The organism is Kribbella sp. NPDC054772 (genome assembly GCF_053611945.1).
On record NZ_JBSHBJ010000015.1, the window covers coordinates 40,782 to 62,822 of the forward strand.

Sequence of the window (22,041 nt, forward strand, 5' to 3'; positions counted from 1 at the left end):
TGACCAGTTCCGGTACTCCGGGTCCTCCCCCTCCCGGGATGAGGCCGACAACCGGTCGCGACATTCGACGCTCCGGAGATTGTCGTATCCGGACCGTAGTGTGCGTAGTACAGGTGAATGGCGGCCGTTCGAGGCCGCCACAGACATAAGGGGTCAGGCGATGACGTGTCCGCGGTGCCTGTCACACGAATCAACTCGGGAGGCGTTGTGAAGCTTCTTCTCACATCCGGCGGCGTGACGAACGAGAGCATCCGCGATGCGCTCGTCGATCTGCTGGGCAAGCCGATCTCCGAGTCCCGCGCGCTCTGCATCCCCACGGCGCAGTGGGGCCACCCGATGCTCGGGCCTCCCTCCGTGCGCAACTTCGTCGCCGGCATACCTCCGTGGCACAGCATGACGAGCCTGGACTGGGCCTCCTTGGGCGTCCTGGAGCTCACCGCACTGCCCAGCATCGGCGAGGAGCGGTGGGTCCCGTGGGTCCGCGAGGCCGACGTACTCCTGGTGGACGGCGGCGACGCGACGTACCTGAACCACTGGATGCGCGAGTCAGGGCTGGCGGAGGTCTTCCCGTCGCTCCCCGACACAGTCTGGGTAGGACTCAGCGCCGGCAGCATGGTCATGACCCCGCGCATCGGCAAAGACTTCGTCAACTGGCCCGCCGCCCCCGACGACCGCACCCTAGGTGTCGTCGACTTCTCGATCTACCCCCACCTGGACCACGAACTAATGCCCAACAACACCCTCGCCAACGCAGAACAATGGGCCGCCGACATCACCGGCCCCGCCTACGCCATAGACGACCAAACCGCCATCAAGGTCCTCAACGGCACCACAGAGGTCATCTCAGAAGGCCACTGGAAATCCTTCCCCGCCTAGCCGGACCACTTACCTGCGTAGGGCGCGGGGAGCAGCGCAGGTCTCGGCAGTTCCGTGCTTCATCGACAGCGACATGTACGGATGTCGTCTCGCGGCGGCGCCGGGCTCCATCGCCCGCCAAGCCGGGGCCGCAGGTTCAAGGTCGCGAGAGCCCACTCGCCTGGAATACCGAGTCGTGCCCCGTGCACGGCACGACATCGGCCCGGTCGGGGGTCATAAAACCTCCGCCAACCCACACCTCGTCGCCCACGCCGGCAACTGTCTGCCCTGTTCCATCGATCAGGGCAACCACGCCATCACGGATCGCGACGCTCCAGCCTGGCGGCCAAGCGACGTCGACGTCGACGAGTCTGTCGCCGGTACCGACCCCAGTGCCGACTGCCATGCGAAGTACCAGGCAGTTTGTCGAGGGCTCGATCTCGAGTGTGCCGATCAGCTGAGCTTGTAACAGGATGGTTGGAAGTACCCGTTGGACGGTGAGGCCGGGCAATCGGCCACCGTTCTGCGGCTCGCTCGCGCTAATCAACTGACTTTCTCCACGAGTCCCGAATTGATTCGTCTCTTCCAAGCAGGCTAGGCGATCCAAACCCAGTGCGCAGACTTCGCATTGCCGCCGCCTTTGGGTGTCTGGGTCGGCGAGGGGTCCAGGCCGCGATAGATGCGGTTTGCTCAGCCATTCCGAGAGGGCGTGGGGCGGGGCGGTCGGTCGCGCGACAGCGCGCAGATGGAGGTATGGCGCTGAGGCGGGGGTGGGTGGGGCCGCGCGGAGTGGGCGCGCTGAGGAACGTAGTGACGAAGGAAGCGGTCGCGGAGTACGGCGGGGCTGAAGCGTTTGTGCCCGGGACGGGATTCGAACCCGTATGCCTGTGAGGGCCGCGAGGTTTAAGCTCGCTGCGTCTGCCGTTCCGCCACCCGGGCTGGAGGCTCGGGACGAGAGTACTCGTTACTGGTAGACCTTTCGGGGGTACACGGCGTGGGCGCCGGCGACCCGGTCCAGGAAGAGCTTGCCGTTGCAGTGATCGATCTCGTGCTGCAGCGCCCGCGCCTCGAACGCGTCCGTGGTGATGGTGACCGTGTCGGTCGTCCCCGGCAGTACGCCGGTCACGGTCAAGCGGCTCGCCCGTTTGACGTCGCCGGTGAAGTCCGGGACGGACATGCAGCCCTCGCGCGCCTTCTCGTTCCGCGAGGCCTCGACGACGACCGCGTTGCAGAGCACGAACACGCCGTGACACGTACGGGTCTTCGGGTGCTCGGAAACGTCCAGCGAGAACATCTGCGCGGCGACGCCGACCTGTGGCGCGGCGAGGCCGACGCAGCCGGGGGAGACTCGCATCGTCGCGACCAGGTCCGCGGCGAGTTGGATCATCTCCGGGTCGAGCGGATCCACGAGCGCACCCTCGGTGGCCAGCACCGGGTGCGGAGCCTGGACAACCTTCAGCACCTGCCCCTCGACGTCCAGCCGGGCAGGGGACCAGTCGGTGATCACAGCTCGTCGCTCTCCGTCGCGCGCAGGGTCACTCCGACGCCGAGCTCCTCGGCGGTGATCTCGAGCGCCCGGTTCAGCGTCTCCAGGTCGGCGCTCGGCGGTAGCTCGACCTCCGCGGTCAGCACGTACAGCCCGCCGCTCAGCCGCGTCGACAGGTCCGTGACGGTACCGCCGGCGGACGCGATCATCCGCGTCACCGCCGCCACGATCCCCGGCCGGTCCGCTCCGTGCACGCTCAGCATGTACGGCGCCCCGATCGGAGCGTGCTCGTGCTCGGGACCGATCGCGCGCACCGTGATGACCAGCTCGCCCTGCAACGGCTCGAGGGCCGTCTCCACCTCGTCGACCGGCCCGGCGCAGACGATCATCATCGCGAAATGACCGCGCAGCAGCGTCATCGTGGAGTCCTCGAGGTTGACCCCGGTACCGACCAGGGCCTCGGTGACGTCCGCGATGATCCCCGGGCGATCCGGGCCGATGACGGTGACAGCGAGCTGACTCATGCCCGGCAACCTACCGCCGACCTAAGTAGCCGACCGCACCGACTTCGGTATCCGGACACCCGGGATCGGCCCGGAGAACGCTTACGCACCGCTACATTCGATCCATGACCGAGTCCACGAACCGTCGCCGCAGTACCCGCGACTGGATCGTCGACAGCCTCGTCTTCGTCGTCGCGGTGCTGTTCAGCCTGCTGCTGTACGACGACGGCGAGAAGGACCCGGTCAGCTCCGGACTACTCGCGCTCGACTTCATCGCGGGTATGGCGTTGTGCCTGAGCCTCTGGTTCCGTCGCCGCTGGCCGGTGCAACTGGCGGTCGCCGGAGCCGTGATCGCGACCTTCTCGGACGCCGCCGGTGCCGCCGGGATGATCCTGATCCTGAGCGTCGCCATCTACCGGCCGCTCAAGACCACGCTGTTCATCTTCGCGATCAACGCCGTCGCACTGCTGATCTACATCGACGTCCGCAACAAGCAGGACGACCCGATGGCGATCCTCATCGCTGCGGTGGCGATGTACGTCGCCGTCGCCGGCTGGGGGCTGTACATCCGGTCCCGCCGCCAGCTCCTGCAGACGTTGCGGGACCGGGCGGATCGCGCCGAGACCGTGGCGACGCTGCAGGCGGAGCAGGCGCAGCTCCGGGCCCGGGAAGAGATCGCTCGCGAGATGCACGACGTACTCGGGCATCGGTTGTCGTTGCTCACCGTGCACGCCGGTGCGCTGGCGTACCGGTCGGACGCGTCGACGGAAGAGGTGGCGGGGGCCGCGGAGATCATCCGGGCGAGTGCTCATCAGGCGCTGCAGGACCTTCGCGAGGTCATCGGCGTACTGCGGGCGCCGGTCGGGGAGCTGCCGCAGCCGGCGTTCGCGGATCTGCCCGCGCTCGTGGAGGGGTCGCGCGCGGCGGGTATTCCGGTCGAGTTGACGCTCGACGCGCCTGGGGCGTTGCCGGAGCACGTCGGGCGGACGGCGTACCGGATCGTCCAGGAGGGGCTGACCAACGCGGTCAAGCACGCGCCGGGCGAGCCGGTCACGATCAGCGTGACCGGTGCCCCGGGCAACGGATTGTCCGTGGAGCTGCGCAACCCGGCTCCCGACCGCAGACGAGGAGACGGCCAAGGTTTGAAGGGCTTACGCGAACGCGCCTCCCTGGTAGAAGGTCGCGTCGAACACGGCCGCACCCCCGAAGGCGACTTCCGCCTCTTCGCTTGGTTACCGTGGGCGCCGTGACCATTCGGGTGCTGATTGTTGACGACGATCCTCTGCTGCGGGCCGGGTTGAAGTTGATGTTGGGTGGGGCCGAGGAGATCCGCGTGGTGGGCGAGGCCGGGGACGGGTCCGGCGTTCAGGGGCTGATCGACAAGCTCGCGCCGGACGTGATCCTGATGGACATCCGGATGCCCGGAACCGACGGTCTGACCGCGACCGAGACGGTACGCCGTCGTCCGAGCGCGCCCGAGGTCGTCATCCTGACCACCTTCGACGCCGACGAACACGTCCTGCGCGCGCTCCGCGCCGGCGCGGCCGGGTTCGTCCTCAAGGACACCCCACCCGCCGAGATCGTCGAGTCGGTACGCCGGGTCGCGGCCGGCCAGCCCGTCCTCTCACCCGCGGTCACCAAACGCCTGATCACCCGCGTCGCCGACTCCGGTCAGGACAACCGCAAGACCAAGGCCCTCGAGCGGCTCGCGGCCCTGAACGACCGCGAACGCGAGATCGCCGTCGCGGTCGGCGAGGGGAAGTCGAACGCGGAGATCAGCGCCACGCTCTATCTCAGCGTCCCGACCGTGAAGACCCACGTCTCCCGGATCCTCACCAAACTCGACCTGAACAACCGCGTCCAGGTCGCCCTCCTGGTCCACGACGCCGACCTGCTACACGGCTAGCCCTCAGGAATCAGCGCGGTTCGAGAACGACGACCGCGGTCGGCTTGGAGCGTCGCGCCGCCCAGGCGTCGAGGTGCTGGTCGATCTCCCGCCAGCGCTCCCACAACCGCACCCGCTCCTCGCCCTCGGCCGCACGGCCGAGCACCGCCCGAGTCCCGTCGGTGAGCACGACCTCCGCCTCGGGATGAGCGCGCAGGTTCAGCCACCAGGCGGGCTCGGGTTCCTCCCAGCCGTTCATCGCGAGCGTGACCAGGTTCGGTCCGTCCTCGTAGTACCCGAGCATGACGCTGCGCGGTTGGCCGGTGCGGCGGCCCGTGACGGTGAGACGCAGCATGCCGTACCGCTGGTCCCGGGGCCGTGACAGGCCGACTCGGCCTCCGCTGATCTTGTAGATGCCGCGATGGATCTTCCAGGCCAGCCATTTCACCCAGTGCGGCGGCACCCATGCCCCACGGTCCGCAGTACTCATGTCCCCCTCCAGACACTCCTGGAATCAAGGGTGACACAACGAAAAAGAGCCGGGCCCCCGGCGAGTTGGGGGCCCGGCTGATCAGTGGTGGGTCAGGACTGCGTTGCCCGGCGGAACTCCTCGTTCGGCGTCTGCAGGCTGCCGAGGCTGGTCACCTCGCGGCGGAAGAACAGCGCCAGCGTCCAGTCGAGGATGACGCGGGCCTTCCGGTTCAGAGTAGGCACGCGGGACACGTGGTACGTCCGGTGCAGGAACCAGGCGAGCCAGCCCTTCACCTTCACGCCGTACAGCTGGGCGACGCCCTTGTGCAGGCCGAGGCTCGCGACCGAGCCGACGTACTTGTGCTTGTAGTCCTGCGGCGGTTCCCCGTCGACGACCCGGAGGATGTTCGCCGCGAGCTGGCGCGCCTGGCGGACCGCGTGCTGCGCGTTCGGGGCGCAGAACGCACCGGTCTCGCTGGTCAGGTCCGGTACGGCGGCGTTGTCACCGGCGGTCCAGGCGTCGTCGACATCCTCGATCCGCAGGTTCGGCAGGGTCTTGATCCGGCCCTTCTCGTCCAGCGGGAAGTCCGTCGCGGCGAGCGCCGGGTTCGCCTTCACGCCGGCGGTCCAGACGATCGTGTCGGCGTCGAACTCGTCGCCGTCGCTGAGGATCACGTGACCCTTCTCGCAGGACTCCAGCCGGGTCTCCAGCTTGACGTCCATGTTCCGCTTGCGCAGCTCATCGACGGTGTACTTGCCGAGGTCCTCACCCACCTCGGGCAGGATCCGCCCGGTGGCCTCGACGAGCACCCAGCGCATGTCCTCGGGGTTGATGTTGTCGTAGTAGCGGGTGGCGTAGCGGGCCATGTCCTCGAGCTCGGCGAACGCCTCCACACCGGCGTACCCGCCGCCGACGAAGACGAAGGTGAGCGCGGACTTGCGCAGCGCCGGGTCGGGCTGGGACGACGCGACGTCGAGCCGGTCCAGGACCTTGTTGCGCAGCGCGATGGCCTCTTCGACGTTCTTGAACCCGGTCGCCTCGTCGGCCAGGCCGGGGATCGGCAGGGTCCGGGCGATCGAGCCGAGCGCGACGACGATCTGGTCGTAGGCGAGCTCGTACTCCGGGCCCTCCTCGGGCAGCACCTTGGCGACCTTGTGGGCGTGGTCGATACCGGTCACCCGGCCGGTCACCACGCGGCAGCCCTTGAGGGTCTTGCGCAGCGGCACCACGACGTGCCGCGGCTCCACCGAACCGGCTGCCGCCTCGGGCAGGAACGGCTGGTAGGTCATCACCGACCGCGGGTCCACGACGGTGACCCGGATCTTGCCTTTCCGGGCCGCGCGGCGCAGGCCGTACGCGGTGTACATCCCGACGTAACCGCCTCCGACGACGAGGATGTGCGGCACCTGGGCTGTCATGCGGTTCACTCTCCCTGAGTGGTTCTCCGACTTCATGTTCACTTCAACGCTAAGGGCTCGTGAAAGATTTCACAAACCCCCTAGCGGGTGATCTCACCCACCGAACATCCCCCACCCGAGGGACCCACCATCCCCTCATAGTCGACCCCAGACCCCGTGCCCACCAGGGCCGAGACACAACCGCAAGAACTACTCGGTCGGCCCCTCCAGGGCCAGCCGGTACCCACTCGGCGTGCGGAGCAACAGGCGCCGGTACCTCCAGCCGGGCGCCGGGTCGTTCTGCTCGACCTCGAAGTCGAGCCCGGCCGCGCGGCAGTGTGCGGCGGCAGCATCGACGTCGGCGACCGCGATCTGCCAGGTGAGCACGCTGGGCGGATCGTTCGGCGCCGGCGCCTGCTGGATGCCGAAGTGCACCGTGTCGGTTCCGAACGCGATGAAGTCCGGGTATTCCTCACCCTCGTAGATCACCGGCAGTCCGAGTCGTTCGTAGAACGCTCGCTCGGCGGCCAGGTCGGAGACGTTCAGGACGGGGGCGAGATGAGTGAACATCATGCCCACCAGCCTGCGTTATGTGGTGGGGAGTCGGTAGGTGGTGACGTGGGACGGCGAGTCGGCGGTGAAGGGGGAACCGCTCCAGTCGGCGTGGCGGGACTCGCGGGTGAAGCCGGCCAGTTGGGCCATCAGGTCGAGTTCGGCGGGCCAGATGTAGCGGTGCGGGGTGCGGTCGAGCTGTGCCTCGGTGCCCTCGCCGAAGTGGAAGTGGTGCGAGACGACGTGCTGCTGCAGTACGTCGTACGTGTCCAGCAGGATGTAGCCGGGATCGGCGATGCCGACCGTCGCGGGGATGCCGGGCGGGAGACGGCGGAGTTCGGGGACCCAGAGCTCGATCACGAAGCGCCCGCCGGGGGAGAGGTGGCGGGCGGCGTTCCGGAAGCAGGCGACCTGTTCGGACTGCGTGAGCAGGTTCGAGATCGTGTTGAACACCAGGTAGACGAGCGTGAACTCACCCGGCGCCCGGGCCGTCGACATGTCCCCGACGACGACCGGGATCGTCTCCGCGTCGGCCTTCGTCCGCAGCTGGTCGAGCATCGCGGTCGACAGCTCGATCCCGCTCACCGGCACCCCGCGTTCCGACAGCGGTACGGCGACCCGCCCGGTTCCGATCGCCAGCTCGAGCGCGCGCCCACCGCCGGCGAGCTCGGTCAACCGATCCACGGTCGGCCTCAGCACGTCGGCCGCAACATCCCGCTGCCCGGCGTGTCGTACCGGGCGGCGACGTCCGCGTTCCACAGCCGGTTCTGCTCCGCGGCCTTCGACAACTCCATCAAGTCCTCCTCGTCGTCACCGCCGCCCCGCACGAGCCCGAGGCGGTCGTACTTCAACCTAGGTCGATGCCACGCGACCGACCACCGGGTTTTGGACGTCAGACCTTTGTGAGAACTGTTGATCCGGGTCGGATAGTGCGCGTCAATAGGGGTGTGGAGAACTACCGCGCCCCGGTCCTGGCGGCCTCGTTGCTCGTGCCCCCGGCGGTCTGCGCGCTGCTGATCCCGTTCCGGGAACATTTCGACAACGCGAACGCCGCGCTGTTGCTGGTGGTCGTGATCGTCGGCGTCGCGGCGTTCGGGATCCGGCTGGCGGGCGTGGTGGCGGCGATCTCCAGCGCGGTGTGGTTCGACTTCTTCCTGACCGTTCCGTACGACAGCTTTGCGATCGACAACAGCAACGACGTGGAGCAGGCCGTGCTGCTGCTGGTGATCGGCCTCGCGGTCACGCAGATCGCGATCTGGGGCCGCAGGCAACAAGCTGAGGCGTCCCGGCGGCGGGGTTACCTGGACGGCGTGATCACCACCTCGCAGGCGGTCGCGACCGGCGCCTCGGCCGACGACCTGATCGAGCAGGTGCGCGCCGAGCTGACCGCTGTCCTTGGAATCGACGGCGTGAAGTTCATTGCCGGTAGCAATCAGACCCACGTCCCGCGGCTGAACCCGGACGGTTCGGTGACGCGCGGCGCACACGTCCTGAAGGTCGAGCGTGACGGCCTGCCGACGAACGCCGAGATCGAGCTCACCGTCCAGCACGCCGGTGAGACCCGCGGCCGGTTCCTGCTGACTGCCGCCACCCGGGTGGCCCGCCCGGACCTGGAACAACGCCTGGTCGCGGTCGCCCTGGCCGACCAGGTCGGTGCCGCCCTGTCCACCCAGGAGCCCATCAACCGGCACGCCTGATCCCGCCTTTGTATTGCCGGGAAATACATCGGAAAGCGATTGATTTTCGGTGCGGAATGTCTACGGGATTCTCAGATGTTGTTCAGGATGGGACCGTAGTATCTCGCTACGGCCCCGGATGTGGGCCATCAGGAGGAAGACATGCAGAGCAGTAACCCGGTGCTGAACCGGTCGAGTGCGTTCGCGCCTGGCCAGGGCCAGGCCTATCCGGGGGCCGCTCCGTACGGTCAGTCGGGCCCCTACGGCTCTGGCGGATCGGGTATGCCGCCGCAGCAGCAGTACCAGGGGGCTCCGGCCGCGAGCCGCCCCATGACGCTGGACGACGTGATCGTCAAGACCGCGATCACCCTCGGTGTGGTCGTGGCAGCCGCCGCGCTCGCCTGGTACAAGGTCCCGGACACCCTGGTCTCGCCGGTGTTCCTGGCCGGCGCGCTGGTCGCGTTCGCGATCGCCATGGTGCTGTCGTTCTCCCGCAAGGTGAACCCGGCGCTGCTGATGGCGTACGCCGTCGCCGAGGGCGTGTTCCTTGGGATCGGCAGCAAGTTCATCGCCGGCTGGGTCGGTGACTCCGGCATCATCGTGCAGGCCGTATTGGCCACGATGATCACGGCCGGTCTGACCCTGGCGACGTACAAGTACTTCGCGATCAAGGTGACGCCGAAGTTCACCAAGATGGTCATTATCGGCACGATGGGCTTCGCCGGTGTGCTCGTGGTCAACCTGCTCCTCAGCCTGTTCGGCCTGAACACCGGGATCTCCGGAATGGGCCCGATGGGCCTGCTGTTCGCCGCGCTCGGCGCCGGACTGGCGGTGTTCAACCTGATCCTCGACTTCGACCTGGTCGAGCGCGGGGTCCGCGAGGGCGCCCCGCAGAGCGAGGCCTGGCGGGCCGCGTTCGGCCTGACCGTCACGCTGGTCTGGCTGTACTGGAACATCCTGCGGATCCTCGCGATCCTCCGCGGTGGCGACTGACCCCGCGGAAGCAGATCTACGGAAGGGCCGGTCCAGGTGGGCCGGCCCTTCCGGCTTTTCCGGACTCCGTTCGTCCGGTTCCGGTTCTACGGTGTCTCCATGACCACCGTTTGGTACGACGCTCCCTCGCACACCGCGGGCGCCGCGCTGATCACCACGACGTCCGCCCTCGACATCCGCGCCGACGGAGTCCAGGTGCGCGACGTCACCGACGAGATCGCCCGAGCGGCCCGCGAACTCGGTCTGACGCCATCGCCCGCGGAGACGCTCAACGTCGTCCTTGAGGCCACGGATCCGCCCGCCGTGCAGTCCTTCTGGCAACTCGCGCTCGGCTACCCAGCGACCCTCGAGGACCCTCTGCACCGCACTCCGAGCTTCGCGGTACGGCGACTGGACACGCCGCGGCCGCTGCGGAACCGGATCCACGTCGACGTGGTGCGTCCGTCGGACGTGGTCCAGCAGGCCTACGAGGCGACGGGGCGTGAGCCGTCCGGTGCGTTCGGCGTGATGGTGGCCGACGACGAGGGGAACGAGATCGACCTGGTCCCGGGCGATCCGCTCCCGGGGACGAGCGACTGGCAGGCGCTGTTCGCGGCGATGGTGTTCTACCCGACCGCCACGCCGGCGCCGTTCGTCACGAAGGCGGCGGAGCTGGCCGACGCCGCGGGCATCGCGCTGCGCATCGACGTACGGCCGGAGGGCGTGACCGTCGACAGCGCGAAGGATCGGTGGGAGGGCGAGGACGGGGCCGACCCGAAGTTCGTCGCGTTGGCACAGGCGGTCGAGGAGGCGGCGCGGGAGCTGGGGTTGCGGGCGGATCCGGCGCCGCTGCGGTTCGTGCAGTTCGGGCTGGACGCGATGGACGTCCCCGCGGTACGGCGGTTCTGGACGGAGTTCCTGGGCTACGAGCAGGACACGCGGCCGCATGTCACCGACATCTACGACCCGCGCTGGCTGAACCCGGTGCTCTTCTTTCAACAGCTGAACGAACCGCGGTCGCAGCGGAATCGGGTGCGCTTCGAACTCGTCGTACCGGAGGAGCTGGTGACGGCGCGGGTCGAGGCAGCGTTGTCAGCGGGCGGGCGGGTGCTGGCCGAAAACCCTTACCTGGTGGCGGATCCGGAGGGGAACGAGGTGGCGATCACGGCGGGCTGAACGCAGAAGACCTGCCCCTCCACCTGAAAGGGCAGGTCTTCTGAGTTCGTCTCCTTAGCGGCTCAGCCCATTCGCCGGTGCGCTCTGACCAGGTCGTACTCGTGGACGATGGCGGTCGCGTGCCCATGAGCGAGTGCGTACTCGCTGGAGAGCCATCGCACTCTGTCGTCGAAGCGCAGGAACGACGGTCCGTCGTTCATCAGCTGGAACCACTCGGTCATTGCGCGTCCGGTGCATCTGGGCACAGCCTCCACCAAACGCTGATGCGTCTCCTCAGAGTGGTTCAAGCCCATCTTCGCCTCCCGTCATCGGGGTACCGCGTAGTTATCGACTGTGCACCACCTGGCAGCCCGGAGGCAAGACTCCCGACATGAAAGTCCCCGCTCAGCGGACGCTCAAGTTCAGCAACAACCACGGCACTCCGGCGAATCCCCCACTACTGCGAGAGTTACTGGCCGACGGGCACCGTCTCGGGGGACGCCTCCGCGGGCTCGTCGACGCGATCGACCTCGGCCTTCGGGTGCCGCCGGCGGTGCCGCAACGCGGCCCAACGGCCCCGTGGCCCACGCTCGCGACCGGCCACCTCAGTGGCCGCGACCTCGGTCCCGGCGCGGCGGACCGCTTGGACGGCGGCCTCCGCGATCGGCAGGATCGCCTCGCCACGGAACGGCTCCGGGTGCACGAACGACTCCGGCCCGACACCCATCGCGGCCGCCACCGACGGCAGCAGTGCGGCGGACGCGGCGGCGTACCCGGTGGCTGACGGGTGGAAGTTGTCCCGGCCCCACATCGACGGGTTGGTACGGAACACCTCGCCGAGCAGCGAGCCGAGCGAGACGGACCGGCCGCCCGCCTCGACCACCGCGATGGTCTGGCCGGCGGCGAGCCGGTGGCTCATGGACCGGGCGACCCACCGCAGCGGCGGCACGATCGGCGGAACCACCCCGAGGTCCGGGCAGGTGCCCACCACGACCTCACAGTTCGCGGCGCGCAACCGGCGTACGGCGTTGGAGAGCAGGCGGACCGAGGTCGACGGCGACATCTTCGCCTTCACGTCGTTCGCGCCGATCAGGATCACGGCGACGTGCGGACCGGCCAGCAGCGCGGTGTCCACCTGCGCGGCGAGATCGGTCGACTTCGCTCCGGTCTTGGAGACGTCGACCAGCCGGACCGAGCGGTCGGCCAGGTCGGCCAGCCCGGAGGCGAGCAACACCCCCGGCGTCTCGTCCGGCGAGTCGGTGCCGTACCCCGCCGCACTCGAGTCGCCGAGCATGGCGAACGTGATCGGATGTCCTGGATGCCGGCCGTACAGACCGTCGCCCGGAGTGGGGTAGTAGCGCATCGGTCCGATCACGCGCTTCGCGTACTCGGCCTCAGCGGTCAGTACGCCGTACAACGTGGCACCGATGAGTCCGAGTCCCCCGCCCCCGAAGGCTGCGGCCTGGGCCAGCTTCTTCGCTGCCCTGGCTCTACTCACAAGTACAAGCATTACACGCAGTCACGGACAAGCAAGCCAAATTACCGAATGCCACGCATATCACTACAGTTAAGACCGTGCGCTACGCAGACTCTCTCCTGGACCTCGTCGGCAACACACCGCTGGTGAGGCTGTCCAAGACCACCGACGGTGCCAAGTCCCTCGTGCTCGCCAAGGTCGAGTACTTCAATCCGGGCGGCTCCGTGAAGGACCGGATCGCGGTCCGGATGATCGAGGCCGCGGAGGCCTCCGGTGAGCTCAAGCCCGGCGGCACGATCGTCGAGCCGACGTCCGGCAACACCGGCGTCGGGCTCGCAATGGTCGCGCAGCAGAAGGGCTACAAGTGCGTCTTCGTCTGCCCGGACAAGGTCAGCGAGGACAAGCGGAACGTGCTCAAGGCGTACGGCGCGGAGGTGGTGGTCTGCCCGACCGCGGTCGCCCCTGAGCACCCGGACTCGTACTACAACGTGTCCGACCGCCTGGTCCGCGAGATCGAGGGCGCCTGGAAGCCGAACCAGTACGCGAACCAGAACAACCCGCGCTCGCACTACGAGACCACCGGGCCCGAGATCTGGGAGCAGACCGAGGGCAAGATCACCCACTTCGTCGCGGGCGTCGGCACCGGCGGCACGATCAGCGGCACCGGCAAGTACCTGAAGGAGGTGTCCGGCGGCCGCGTCCAGATCGTCGGCGCCGACCCGGAGGGCTCGGTGTACTCCGGCGGCACCGGCCGGCCGTACCTGGTCGAGGGTGTCGGCGAGGACTTCTGGCCGGAGACCTACGACCGGAACATCTGCGACCGCGTCATCGAGGTGTCGGACGCGGACTCGTTCGCGCTCACCCGGCGGCTGGCCCGCGAGGAGGCCATGCTGGTCGGCGGTTCGGCCGGGATGGCGGCCGCGGCCGCGATCCGGCTCGCGCACGAGCTCGACGACCCCGAAGCCGTCATCGTGGTCCTGCTGCCGGACGGCGGCCGCGGCTATCTGACCAAGGTCTTCAACGACGACTGGCTGGCGCAGTACGGCTTCCTCGCGCACGCCAAGCAGGGCACCACGCTCGGTGACGTGCTGGCCGGCAAGGACGGCAGCCTGCCGCCGCTGGTGCACACCCACCCGCACGAGACGATCGCCGAGGCGGTCGCCATCCTGCGCGAGTACGGCGTCTCCCAGATGCCGGTCGTCCGCGCGGAGCCGCCGGTGATGGCGGCCGAGGTGGCCGGCGCGGTGTCGGAGCGGACGCTGATGGATGCCCTGTACTCCGGCAAGGCGCGGCTGGCGGACATCGTCGAGCAGCACATGGACCCGGCGCTGCCGTCCCTGGGCGCCGGCGAACCGGTGACCAAGGCGGTCGAGCTGCTCGAGGGTCGGGACGCCCTGATGGTCCTGGACGACGGAAAGCCGGTGGGCGTACTGACCCGGCAGGACCTGCTGGTCCATCTTTCCGCCGACTGAGTCGGTTAGCGGTCGACGACTGACGGGATGATGGCGATCAGTGCGGTGAGGACGATGCCGATCACCACGACTGCCGCTCCTGCGATCTGAAGAATGTCCATGTCTCAAGAGTGCTCCGCCGGAGCCTGCCGGACATCGGCCTCCGGATCGGTCTTTCCTTCATCCCAAGGTCGTACATCCGAGGGTCCGGACTCCTACTAGAGGAGTCCGGGCTTCCCCTAATGGACGACGGCGAAGTCCGCCGGATCGAGTCGTCGGGTACGGCGCCAGTACGACCAGGTCCACTCCGGCCAGATCGTCGAGTTGCGCCCGGCCGCATCCAGGTACCAGCTGGTGCAGCCGGACTGCCAGACGGTGTCGCCCAGCTCGCCCTGGATCGAGTCCACGAACCGTTCCTGCGCCTCCTCGCGGACCTCGACGTACGTCGCGGCGCGGCGCCGGAGCAGGTGCAGGGCCTGCATCACGTAGCGGACCTGGGCCTCGATCATGAACACCATCGAGGAGTGGCCGAGGACCGTGTTCGGGCCGACCAGCAGGAACAGGTTCGGGTACCCGGCGACGGTGATGCCGAGATGCGCGCCGATGCCGTCGCGCTTCCAGTGCTCGGCGAGGTCGACACCGTCCTTGCCGAGGATCGGCATCCGGGTCAGGTTGGCCGAGACCGCGAACCCGGTGCCGAGGACGAGCGTGTCGCAGGACCGCTCGGTGCCGTCGGTGGTGACCACGCCGGTCGGGGTGACTCGTGCGATCGGGGTGGTGACGACGCTGACGTTCGGCCGGGTGAGTGCCGGGTAGTAGTCGTTCGAGATCAGCACCCGCTTGCAGCCGATTTGGTAGTCCGGGGTCAGCTTCGCGCAGAGCTCCGGATCGGTGACCTGCTTGTGGAGGTGCCGTCGCGCCTGCAGTTCGAGGCCTTTCATCAGCTTCGGGTTGCCCGCGAAACCGGCGCCGCGGCCTTCGAGACCCCAGTAGATGACGTTGCGTATCGTCCGCTGCCCGGCCGGGAATCGCTCGTGCAACTTGCGTTCCCAGCTGCCGATCGAACGGTCCGGCTTCGGCGTCACCCACGGGGCCGACCGCTGGTACACGTCCAGCTGGGCCACCTGCGGCGCGATCTGCGGTACGAACTGGATCGCCGACGCGCCGGTCCCGATCACCGCCACGTTCCGCCCGCGCAGGTCCGCCGAGTGATCCCATTGCGCGGAGTGGAACGTCGTACCGGCGAAGGAGTCGAGGCCGGGGATCTGCGGGAGCTTCGGCGCGTGCAGGCTGCCGACGCCGGTCACCAGCGCCTGGGTCTCGATCGTCTCGTCGCCGTTCACCGTGACGGTCCAGCGACCGGTCGTCTCGTCGAAGACGGCTTCGGTGGCCTCCGCGCCGTACCGGATCTTGTCCGCGATCCCGTACTTGTTCGCGCAGTGCTTCAGGTAGGCGAGGATCTCGTCCCACGGCGCGAACATCCGCGTCCACCGCGGGTTCTGCTCGAACGAGAACGAGTAGAGGTACGACGGGATGTCGCAGGCGCAGCCGGGATAGGTGTTGTCCCGCCAGGTGCCGCCGAGTTCGTCCGCCTTCTCCAGGATGACGAAGTCCTCGCACCCGGCCTGACGGAGTTTGATCCCCATGCACAGTCCGGCGAACCCGGACCCGATGATGACGACGTCGGCCATACCGCCAGAGGTTACCGGCGGGTCACCGCAGCCGGTAGAGGGTCTCGCCGGCGTTCGGGACGACGAACGTGTCCGGGTCCGCCTCGTACGCGGCGATGTCGACGCTCGCCGGGTCGAGATAGTCGAGATTCGCCCGGCGTACGACGTCCTCCGGGATGCCGGTCGCCAGCGTCACCCGGACCCGGAGGTGCTCGCCGCTGACCGGGTCCCAGGTGCCGGCGCCGCGCAGGTGGGTGGAGTGCGCGAGGACACCCCAGTGCACGTCGCGGAACTTCTCCCACTGGCCGAGGAAGTAGTCACGGCAGTGGTAGCCGATCTCCTCGATCTCCGGGTGCATCGCGGCGATCTGGGTGACGTGCGGCGCGTAGAGGATCACCTCGCCACCGTCCGCGACGATCGGCTCGAGCTTGTAGAAGCCCTTTGCAGCGGTCCAGATGTCGGCGTACTTCGGTGGCATCACCGAGAGCACCCGCTTCACCGGGCGCTCGTGGTACCGGACGTGGGTCTGGGCGGAGATCTGGGCCGCCGCGGCCCAGGACGACGTGGTGTCGCCGAAGGCGATCGCGTGCAGCGAGTCCGTCCCGGACTGGGCGACGACCGAGAGCGCGAGCTTCTCGGCCGGGATGAGGGCGGCGGCCTCGTCGATGAGGGCGCGGACCGGGGTGATGCCGGGCGTACCGATGATGTTCGCGCTGGTGATCAGGGCGCCGAGCCAGTGCGAGAAGTCGATGACCTGCTGGCCGGCGACGCCGGGGAAGAAGTACTTGTTGCCGCCGGAGAAGCCGACCACCTCGTGCGGGAAGACCGGCCCGACGACGAGCGCGACGTCGTGCTCGACGACAGCGCGGTTGAGCTGGACCGGGACCTCGTCGCGGAGCATCTCGTCGGAGATCTCGCCGACCCGGTCGGAGCTGATCGTGCCGAGGTCGACGAACGTGTCCGGCTTCCACCACTCGTGGTTGATCGCGTTCGGGTAGTCACCGCCGAGGTGCTTGCGCAGCTGCTCCGGCGTCATCTCCGCATGGGTGCCCAGAGCAACGAGGATTGTGACCTTGCTGGCCCGGCCCTCCAGCGCGCCGGTGACGGCTTTCAGCAGCAGCGGTAGCGGGCAGCTGCGGGTGGCGTCCGGGACGATCACGCAGACGCTGCGGCCCTCCAGCCCGGCGCCCGCGAGCGCACCACCAACGAACGACGTCACCTCGTCCTCGGTCAGGACCTGCCCCGCACCACCGATCACCGCCGCACCAGTCACGCTTCGACCCTACCCACTGCGGACGTTGACCGGGACCGGGGGACGACGGACGATCAGGGGATCACTGGGGGAGTGAGGGGGATGCATCATGCGACCCACGGGGTTCGGGGGCGTTCTGCTGCGCGAAGGAGACGCGGCGTACGACGAGGCACGGACTGTCTTCAATGCGATGGTCGACCGCAAGCCGGCGCTGATCGCGCAGTGCGAGACCGCCGCCGACGTCCAGGCCGCTGTCCGGTACGGCGTCGCGAACGAGCTCGAACTGGCGGTGCGCGGCGGTGGTCACGCGATCACCGGGGACGGCGTCAGTGACGGCGGGCTGGTGATCGACCTGCGCCGGATGTACGACGTGCAGATCGACCCCGACCGACGACTCGCGCGAGTCGGTGGCGGCGCGACGTGGAGTGATCTGGATCGGGCCGGCCAGCCGCACTGCCTGGTGACGACTGGCGGGCGGGTGCCGTCGACCGGGGTCGCGGGACTGGCCCTCGGCGGCGGCTCCGGTTGGCTGGAACGGAAGCTCGGGTTGGCGTCCGACGCGTTGGTCTCGGTCGAGCTCGTCACCGCCGACGGGGAGCTGGTGATCGCCGACGAGGCCCAGAACACCGAGCTGTTCTGGGCGCTGCACGGCGGTGGCGGGAACTTCGGGGTGGCCACCGCGCTGACCTTCCGGCTCACGCAGGTGGTGACGACCACCCTGGCGGTGCTGGTCTGGCCGGCCGTGGCTGGTCCTTCGGTACTGCGGACGTACCGCGACCTGATCGACGAGGATGCGCCCGAGGAGCTCGGTGGCGGCGTCGTGTTCCTGACCGCGCCGGCCTTCGGGTTCGTCCCGGAGGCGCTGGTGGCGCAGCCGGTCGTGATGGCGGTCGCGGTGTACGTCGGTGGCGCGGCCGAAGCCCGTGACGTGTTCGCGCCGATGTTCGAGCTCGCGCCCGAGGGGACGTTCCTGGCGGAGCTGCCGTACGCCCAACTGCAGTCCGCGTTGGACAGCCCGGCCGGCTTCCGGAGCTACTGTTCCGCCGAGCATCTGTCCGCTTTGCCGGATCCCGCCGTACGGGCGTTCTGTGATCGGGTCGGCGAGATGGTCACACCGTCACCGTCGCAGCAGACGATGCTGCCCTGGGGAGGCGCCGTACGCCGTGGTTCGGGGGAGTGGCCGCAGGCGTACCGGGACGCGGCCTGGGTGGCGCGACCGTTCGCGGCCTGGACGCATCCGTGCTCGGACGACCGGGCGATCCGCTGGGTGCGGGACGTGTGCCTGGACCTGGAGCCGTGGTCGACCGGGCATGTGTTCCCGAACTTCGTCGGGCACGAGGGCCGGGACCGGATGATCGCCGCGTTCGGCGCCGCGAACTACGACCGGTTGGCCCGGGTGAAGTGCCAGTACGACCCCGAGAACGTCTTCCACCTCAATCAGAATGTTGAACCTGAGTGGCGGTGTTAGTCGCGCGCGACCACTGCACCGCGGCGATCACGACGTACGCGATCGCGGCCAAGGGGGCCGCCCAGAAGCGGAAGAACGGGAGCTGGCCGGTCACCGCGGTCGCGACGAAGACGACGGCGAAGGTCGCGACGCCGGCGATCGTGCCGCGGCGGCGGGAGTCGAGCGCGCTGCTCGGCAGCGGGCCCATGTGCCGGTCGAGCGTGACGCCGAACCCGCTCAGACCGGCGAGCGCGGTCACGATGAACAGGACGCCTCCGGGGAGCCCGCCGAACACGATCGCGGCCGCGTTCAGGAACGTCAGGACAGCGAACACGATGAGGGCGTCGAGCGCGCCGAAGAGCAGGTGATTGATCTGGCGTTTGCGCAGGTCGACGGTGCCGACCGGCCGGATCGGTCCGGCGTCGCCGCGCAGTCGCCGTACGGTCACGATCAGTCCGGCGACGATCACGACCAGGAGCAGTACGCCGGTGATCGAGAGGACGACGGACCGGGTCGTCGACATGTACTGGCGGACGTGGTCGCCGTACACGCAGCTCGCGGACGGTGGGAACCAACCGGTGCGGACCACCGCGTCGCCCGTCTCGCCGACGAACCTCTTCGCGCAGTCGGCAGTCGGGTCGAACCAGCCGGGCATCGACAACGTGACCACAGTCGTCCACACCAGGCCGCCCGCGAGCCCCAACCCCAGCAACCAGCCCGCCCGACGCCTCACCCAGTCCACGGGTCCTACCCTCTCACTGGTGGACTCCTACCTCGCCCAGCTCCGTCGCGACGTGGGCTCTCGCCTCCTCTTGCTTCCGGGAGCCCAGGTGCTCGCGATCGATGCGAACGACCGCATCCTGTTCCAGCGGAGCCGCGACTCCGGACTGTGGGAGCTCCCGGCCGGTGGCGCTGAGCCCGGTGACAGTTTCCGGTCCGCGGCCGCTCGCGAGTTCCAGGAAGAGACCGGGCTGGTCGTCGACGAGGCCGACCTGGTCCCGTTCGCGAGCCTGTCGCAGGCCGACGTACACACGCTCACCTATCCGAACGGTGACGTGGTGCAGTGCTTCGCCCTCTGCTTCGAGGCACGCCGGTGGACCGGAGCGCTACGCCCCGGCGAGGACGAGGTCCTCGAAGCCGGGTTCTTCGCTGCTCCGCCAGGTCCGTTGCACCCACCGACTGAGGTGGTGCTCCGGCTGCACGCCGAATTTCGGGAGACAGGGCTGTTCCAGGCGTTCTAGATTGCGGTGATGCGAGCAGCGGAGATCGTCGACGGGTTGCGGCAGCTCGGGCTGGACGGGACGTCCGAGGTGCTCGTGCACTCGTCGCTCAGTGCGTTCGGGTACGTCGACGGTGGCGCGGAGGCGGTCTGCGCGGCGCTGACCGAGGTGTGCGGGACCGTGATGATGCCCGCCGGGACCTGGGATCTGACCGGGTTGCCGGCGCCGCCGGGGCTCGTCCGGCCGGACAACTGCTACGAGGACGCGGCGAGTTGGACCGAGTTCGACGAACAGTTGTCGCAGGCAACCAGTTTCCGGGGTGATCTGCCGATCGACCGCTGGTTGGGGCGGATTCCCGAGGTGTTCCGGCAGACGGGTGCGCCGCAGCGCACCGCGCACCCGTTGTTCGCCTACCAGGCCGCCGGTCCCGCCGCGGAACGGTTGCTGGCGGCGCAGCGCCCCGACTGGCCGCTGGGCCCGATCGAGGCGCTGAACGGCGACGTACTCCTGGTCGGCGTCGACCACACGTCCAACACCACGATCCATCTCGCCGAGCAGTACCTCGGGCGCTCGCGCTTCTACCGCTACGCGAAATCCGCCGACGGGCTGTGGGTCGAGCTCCCGAACATCCCCGGCGAGAGCCACCACTTCGACGCCATCGAGCCGGTACTGCGTCCCGCGACCAAGGAAGTCCGCATCGGTCAGGCGCGAGTACGCCGCATCTCCAAACAGGCCGTACTGGACGCGACTCGCGAACTCGTCCTCGCCGACCCCGCGGCTCTGCTCTGCACCGACAACCCTGAGTGCCGCTGCGCGGCCGCAATCCAGCAGCGGTTGGCGTCAGTCTGAGCTGACGTCGATCAGGACCTTGCCGATGACGCTCTGCTCGACCGCGGCGTGCGCCTCCGCGGCCCGATCGAGTGCGTAGTGGTGCAGCGGTAGCCCGGCCTCCGGCCCGACACCCACCGCGCCGGCCTTGACCGCGGCGGCGACATCGCCCAGCCCGCGCGGCCGCCACGACTCCGGAGCCGTGTACAGCAGGACGAACTGCCAGCGAACGTTCGGCACCATCGACGTCCGCACCGGGAGCTCCATCGTCGGCCCGCCGTCGGTCGCGTACACCGCCACCGAGCCGTGCGGCGCGATCACCGCGGCGTCGATGGCCGCGTTCGCCGCCGGCGACACCTCGACGATCGTGTTCACCCCGTGCGGTGCGATGGCATGCACCTCGGCGATCACGTCCTGCTGCTTGTAGTCGATGACGTGATCGGCACCCGCGAGCGCGGCGAGATTGCCCTTCTCCGGGCTGCTCACCGTGGTGATCACCGTTGCGTCGGACCACCGGGCCAGCTGAATCGCCGCGTTGCCGACCGCACCGGCTCCACCGGCAACGAGCACCGTCCGGCCCGCTAGCTTGCCCGGACCGAGATGGTCCGGCCCGTCCTCGGTCACCGTCAGACAGCGGTGCGCGGTCAGGAACGGCACCCCGAGCGCGGCCCCGAGGTCGTACGACGCGCTGTCGGGCAGCGCCACCACGTTGCGCACGGGAACCACGGCGTACTCCTGCGCGGTGCCGCCCGCCGGTCGCTGGTACGCGGCCTCCCACAACCAGACGCGACGGCCGGTGAGCGCCGCGTCGACGCCCTGGCCGACGGCCTCGACGACACCGGAGCCGTCCTGGTTCGGCACCTGAGCCGGGTCGATCAGAGTCCCGGACTCGCTGCCGCGGCGCGACTTCCAGTCCGTCGGATTGACACCCGACCGGTGGATCCGCACCCGCACCTCGCCCGGCCCCGGGTCGATCACCGGCCTGTCCACGAGGGTCAGGACGTCGGGCTCACCGGTCACGGAGTACTCGATAGCACGCACCCCACCGACGCTACCCGCTGACGTCCTCGCGGGCACGCAGCTCCTTGGTGAACATCAGGGTCGCGCTGTCGTCGTTGCGGATCGACTCCATCGGCGGCACCTGCCGGCCGTCGTAGATCAGCCCGCGCCCGTCCGGGAGGTAGCCCCGGCGGACGTACATCCGCTGCGCCTGCCCGTAGTCCGGGTACAGCCCGACGCCGATGCCGACCACCGGGTACCGCGTCGCGACCAGCGCCTCCGCCGCGTCCATCAACGCCGACCCGATCCCGCGCCGGCGGTCCGACGGCAACACGTTGAAGTCCTGGATCTCGGGAATCGTCCCGAAGTACGGCGACACCCAGCGCACGGTCACATACCCGACGTACCGTCCGTCGTCCGTCGCCACCAGTACGTCGCGATCGCCCGCCTGCTGCTCCGCGAGGTACCGCTGGTACTGGCTCTCGGGCTTGTTCCACCCGATCGCGTCCATCGCCGCGGCAATCATCGCCGGATCGCCGGCGCGCAACGGCCGGATCGCCAACTCGTCGTCCATACAGGCCTCCTGGCTGGGCAGCCTAGGCCCGACCACGACCGCGGGGGGGGCCCACAAACAACCGCCCCCCCCCCGCCCCCGCGCCGCCGGGGGGGGGGTGGCGGGGGGCGGACACCGCGAGGGGCCGGCGCGGGGCGGCGAGGAGCCCCCGGTTGCCGCGCGCGGGCGGG

The 22,041-nt window shown here is 69.0% G+C and carries 24 protein-coding genes and 1 tRNA gene; 10 read left to right on the forward strand and 15 right to left on the reverse strand.

Annotated elements, in window-relative coordinates:
• Positions 1-207 precede the first annotated feature (207 nt).
• A complete protein-coding gene (locus tag ACWGID_RS23030; protein ID WP_452199637.1) occupies positions 208-876 on the forward strand; it encodes a Type 1 glutamine amidotransferase-like domain-containing protein in 669 nt (222 codons plus the stop codon).
• A gap of 835 nt (positions 877-1,711) precedes the next feature.
• Here the strand turns inward: ACWGID_RS23030 and ACWGID_RS23035 are convergent.
• From ACWGID_RS23035 to ACWGID_RS23045, 3 genes are all read right to left on the reverse strand, one after another.
• Positions 1,712-1,794 (reverse strand) — tRNA-Leu (locus ACWGID_RS23035).
• 25 nt (positions 1,795-1,819) lie between these two features.
• The gene (def, locus tag ACWGID_RS23040; RefSeq protein WP_452199639.1) at positions 1,820-2,362 is read right to left on the reverse strand and encodes a peptide deformylase; all 543 of its coding nucleotides are present in this window, start codon (positions 2,360-2,362) and stop codon (positions 1,820-1,822) included.
• Positions 2,359-2,865: a glycine cleavage system protein R gene (locus ACWGID_RS23045; RefSeq protein ID WP_452199641.1), complete on the reverse strand. Its 507-nt coding sequence runs from the start codon at positions 2,863-2,865 to the stop codon at positions 2,359-2,361. The genes def and ACWGID_RS23045 overlap by 4 nt, the downstream gene beginning before the upstream one ends.
• A 104-nt stretch (positions 2,866-2,969) precedes the next feature.
• On the opposite strand from ACWGID_RS23045, the gene ACWGID_RS23050 reads away from it, so the two are divergent.
• Together ACWGID_RS23050 and ACWGID_RS23055 are read left to right on the forward strand one after the other, a co-directional pair.
• A complete protein-coding gene (locus ACWGID_RS23050; protein ID WP_452199643.1) occupies positions 2,970-4,094 on the forward strand; it encodes a sensor histidine kinase in 1,125 nt (374 codons plus the stop codon).
• Positions 4,091-4,750, forward strand: a complete 660-nt coding sequence (locus ACWGID_RS23055) for a response regulator (RefSeq protein ID WP_452199645.1) — start codon at positions 4,091-4,093, stop codon at positions 4,748-4,750. Before ACWGID_RS23050 ends, ACWGID_RS23055 begins: the two co-directional genes overlap by 4 nt.
• 10 nt (positions 4,751-4,760) lie before the next feature.
• Here ACWGID_RS23055 and ACWGID_RS23060 read toward each other — a convergent pair whose 3' ends face one another.
• From ACWGID_RS23060 to ACWGID_RS23080, 5 genes are all read right to left on the reverse strand, one after another.
• Positions 4,761-5,219 (reverse strand): nitroreductase/quinone reductase family protein, encoded by a 459-nt coding sequence (locus ACWGID_RS23060; protein WP_452199647.1) that lies wholly within the window; start codon positions 5,217-5,219, stop codon positions 4,761-4,763.
• 92 nt (positions 5,220-5,311) lie between these two features.
• Entirely contained in the window at positions 5,312-6,619 is a 1,308-nt protein-coding gene (locus ACWGID_RS23065; protein ID WP_452199649.1) for an NAD(P)/FAD-dependent oxidoreductase, read from the reverse strand.
• Between the two features lie 189 nt (positions 6,620-6,808).
• Positions 6,809-7,171, reverse strand: coding sequence for a VOC family protein (locus ACWGID_RS23070; RefSeq protein ID WP_452199650.1), 363 nt, complete (start codon positions 7,169-7,171; stop codon positions 6,809-6,811).
• A 15-nt stretch (positions 7,172-7,186) separates the two neighbouring features.
• Entirely contained in the window at positions 7,187-7,834 is a 648-nt protein-coding gene (locus tag ACWGID_RS23075) for a class I SAM-dependent methyltransferase (RefSeq protein ID WP_452199652.1), read from the reverse strand.
• A gap of 8 nt (positions 7,835-7,842) precedes the next feature.
• Entirely contained in the window at positions 7,843-8,001 is a 159-nt protein-coding gene (locus ACWGID_RS23080; RefSeq protein ID WP_452199653.1) for a hypothetical protein, read from the reverse strand.
• Between the two features lie 96 nt (positions 8,002-8,097).
• Here ACWGID_RS23080 and ACWGID_RS23085 point away from each other — a divergent pair, with 96 nt between their 5' ends.
• From ACWGID_RS23085 to ACWGID_RS23095, 3 genes are all read left to right on the forward strand, one after another.
• Complete coding sequence (locus tag ACWGID_RS23085; protein ID WP_452199655.1) at positions 8,098-8,847, forward strand: DUF4118 domain-containing protein; 750 nt, start codon at positions 8,098-8,100, stop codon at positions 8,845-8,847.
• Positions 8,848-8,988: 141 nt separating this feature from the next.
• The gene (locus tag ACWGID_RS23090) at positions 8,989-9,819 is read left to right on the forward strand and encodes a Bax inhibitor-1/YccA family protein (RefSeq protein ID WP_452199657.1); all 831 of its coding nucleotides are present in this window, start codon (positions 8,989-8,991) and stop codon (positions 9,817-9,819) included.
• Between the two features lie 99 nt (positions 9,820-9,918).
• Positions 9,919-10,974, forward strand: coding sequence for a VOC family protein (locus ACWGID_RS23095; RefSeq protein ID WP_452199659.1), 1,056 nt, complete (start codon positions 9,919-9,921; stop codon positions 10,972-10,974).
• A 62-nt stretch (positions 10,975-11,036) separates the two neighbouring features.
• On the opposite strand, the gene ACWGID_RS23100 is transcribed toward ACWGID_RS23095, so the two are convergent.
• On the reverse strand, positions 11,037-11,267 hold the full coding sequence (locus tag ACWGID_RS23100) for a DUF4287 domain-containing protein (RefSeq protein WP_452199661.1): 231 nt from the start codon (positions 11,265-11,267) through the stop codon (positions 11,037-11,039).
• Between the two features lie 155 nt (positions 11,268-11,422).
• On the reverse strand, positions 11,423-12,451 hold the full coding sequence (locus ACWGID_RS23105; protein WP_452199663.1) for an SGNH/GDSL hydrolase family protein: 1,029 nt from the start codon (positions 12,449-12,451) through the stop codon (positions 11,423-11,425).
• A 77-nt stretch (positions 12,452-12,528) separates the two neighbouring features.
• On the opposite strand from ACWGID_RS23105, the gene ACWGID_RS23110 reads away from it, so the two are divergent.
• Positions 12,529-13,902 (forward strand): cystathionine beta-synthase, encoded by a 1,374-nt coding sequence (locus tag ACWGID_RS23110; RefSeq protein WP_452199665.1) that lies wholly within the window; start codon positions 12,529-12,531, stop codon positions 13,900-13,902.
• Between the two features lie 218 nt (positions 13,903-14,120).
• On the opposite strand, the gene ACWGID_RS23115 is transcribed toward ACWGID_RS23110, so the two are convergent.
• Positions 14,121-15,572 (reverse strand): flavin-containing monooxygenase, encoded by a 1,452-nt coding sequence (locus ACWGID_RS23115; RefSeq protein ID WP_452199667.1) that lies wholly within the window; start codon positions 15,570-15,572, stop codon positions 14,121-14,123.
• A 22-nt stretch (positions 15,573-15,594) separates the two neighbouring features.
• The gene (locus ACWGID_RS23120; protein WP_452199669.1) at positions 15,595-16,824 is read right to left on the reverse strand and encodes a lactate racemase domain-containing protein; all 1,230 of its coding nucleotides are present in this window, start codon (positions 16,822-16,824) and stop codon (positions 15,595-15,597) included.
• 88 nt (positions 16,825-16,912) lie between these two features.
• Between ACWGID_RS23120 and ACWGID_RS23125 the strand changes: the two genes are divergently transcribed.
• Positions 16,913-18,271, forward strand: coding sequence for an FAD-binding oxidoreductase (locus ACWGID_RS23125; RefSeq protein ID WP_452199671.1), 1,359 nt, complete (start codon positions 16,913-16,915; stop codon positions 18,269-18,271).
• Here the strand turns inward: ACWGID_RS23125 and ACWGID_RS23130 are convergent.
• Entirely contained in the window at positions 18,237-18,983 is a 747-nt protein-coding gene (locus ACWGID_RS23130) for a hypothetical protein (RefSeq protein ID WP_452199673.1), read from the reverse strand. The two genes, ACWGID_RS23125 and ACWGID_RS23130, sit on opposite strands and share 35 nt — an antisense overlap.
• Before the next feature lie 28 nt (positions 18,984-19,011).
• Here ACWGID_RS23130 and ACWGID_RS23135 point away from each other — a divergent pair, with 28 nt between their 5' ends.
• On the forward strand, positions 19,012-19,491 hold the full coding sequence (locus ACWGID_RS23135; protein WP_452199674.1) for an NUDIX domain-containing protein: 480 nt from the start codon (positions 19,012-19,014) through the stop codon (positions 19,489-19,491).
• Positions 19,492-19,500: 9 nt separating this feature from the next.
• Positions 19,501-20,319 carry an AAC(3) family N-acetyltransferase gene (locus ACWGID_RS23140; RefSeq protein ID WP_452199676.1) on the forward strand — a complete coding sequence of 273 codons (819 nt, stop codon included), beginning with the start codon at positions 19,501-19,503 and terminating at the stop codon, positions 20,317-20,319.
• Here the strand turns inward: ACWGID_RS23140 and ACWGID_RS23145 are convergent.
• Together ACWGID_RS23145 and ACWGID_RS23150 are read right to left on the reverse strand one after the other, a co-directional pair.
• Positions 20,311-21,339, reverse strand: a complete 1,029-nt coding sequence (locus ACWGID_RS23145; protein WP_452199678.1) for an NADPH:quinone reductase — start codon at positions 21,337-21,339, stop codon at positions 20,311-20,313. The genes ACWGID_RS23140 and ACWGID_RS23145 overlap by 9 nt on opposite strands.
• Before the next feature lie 10 nt (positions 21,340-21,349).
• Positions 21,350-21,871: a GNAT family N-acetyltransferase gene (locus ACWGID_RS23150; RefSeq protein ID WP_452199680.1), complete on the reverse strand. Its 522-nt coding sequence runs from the start codon at positions 21,869-21,871 to the stop codon at positions 21,350-21,352.
• Positions 21,872-22,041: the final 170 nt, after the last annotated feature.

Coding starts and splice junctions, on each gene's coding strand:
- ACWGID_RS23045 (WP_452199641.1), bottom strand. CDS start 2,865: ATGAGTCAGCTCGCTGTCACCGTCATCGGCCCGGATCGCCCGGGGATC.
- ACWGID_RS23050 (WP_452199643.1), top strand. CDS start 2,970: ATGACCGAGTCCACGAACCGTCGCCGCAGTACCCGCGACTGGATCGTC.
- ACWGID_RS23060 (WP_452199647.1), bottom strand. CDS start 5,219: ATGAGTACTGCGGACCGTGGGGCATGGGTGCCGCCGCACTGGGTGAAA.
- ACWGID_RS23065 (WP_452199649.1), bottom strand. CDS start 6,619: ATGACAGCCCAGGTGCCGCACATCCTCGTCGTCGGAGGCGGTTACGTC.
- ACWGID_RS23070 (WP_452199650.1), bottom strand. CDS start 7,171: ATGATGTTCACTCATCTCGCCCCCGTCCTGAACGTCTCCGACCTGGCC.
- ACWGID_RS23090 (WP_452199657.1), top strand. CDS start 8,989: ATGCAGAGCAGTAACCCGGTGCTGAACCGGTCGAGTGCGTTCGCGCCT.
- ACWGID_RS23095 (WP_452199659.1), top strand. CDS start 9,919: ATGACCACCGTTTGGTACGACGCTCCCTCGCACACCGCGGGCGCCGCG.
- ACWGID_RS23100 (WP_452199661.1), bottom strand. CDS start 11,267: ATGGGCTTGAACCACTCTGAGGAGACGCATCAGCGTTTGGTGGAGGCT.
- ACWGID_RS23115 (WP_452199667.1), bottom strand. CDS start 15,572: ATGGCCGACGTCGTCATCATCGGGTCCGGGTTCGCCGGACTGTGCATG.
- ACWGID_RS23125 (WP_452199671.1), top strand. CDS start 16,913: ATGCGACCCACGGGGTTCGGGGGCGTTCTGCTGCGCGAAGGAGACGCG.
- ACWGID_RS23140 (WP_452199676.1), top strand. CDS start 19,501: ATGCGAGCAGCGGAGATCGTCGACGGGTTGCGGCAGCTCGGGCTGGAC.
- ACWGID_RS23150 (WP_452199680.1), bottom strand. CDS start 21,871: ATGGACGACGAGTTGGCGATCCGGCCGTTGCGCGCCGGCGATCCGGCG.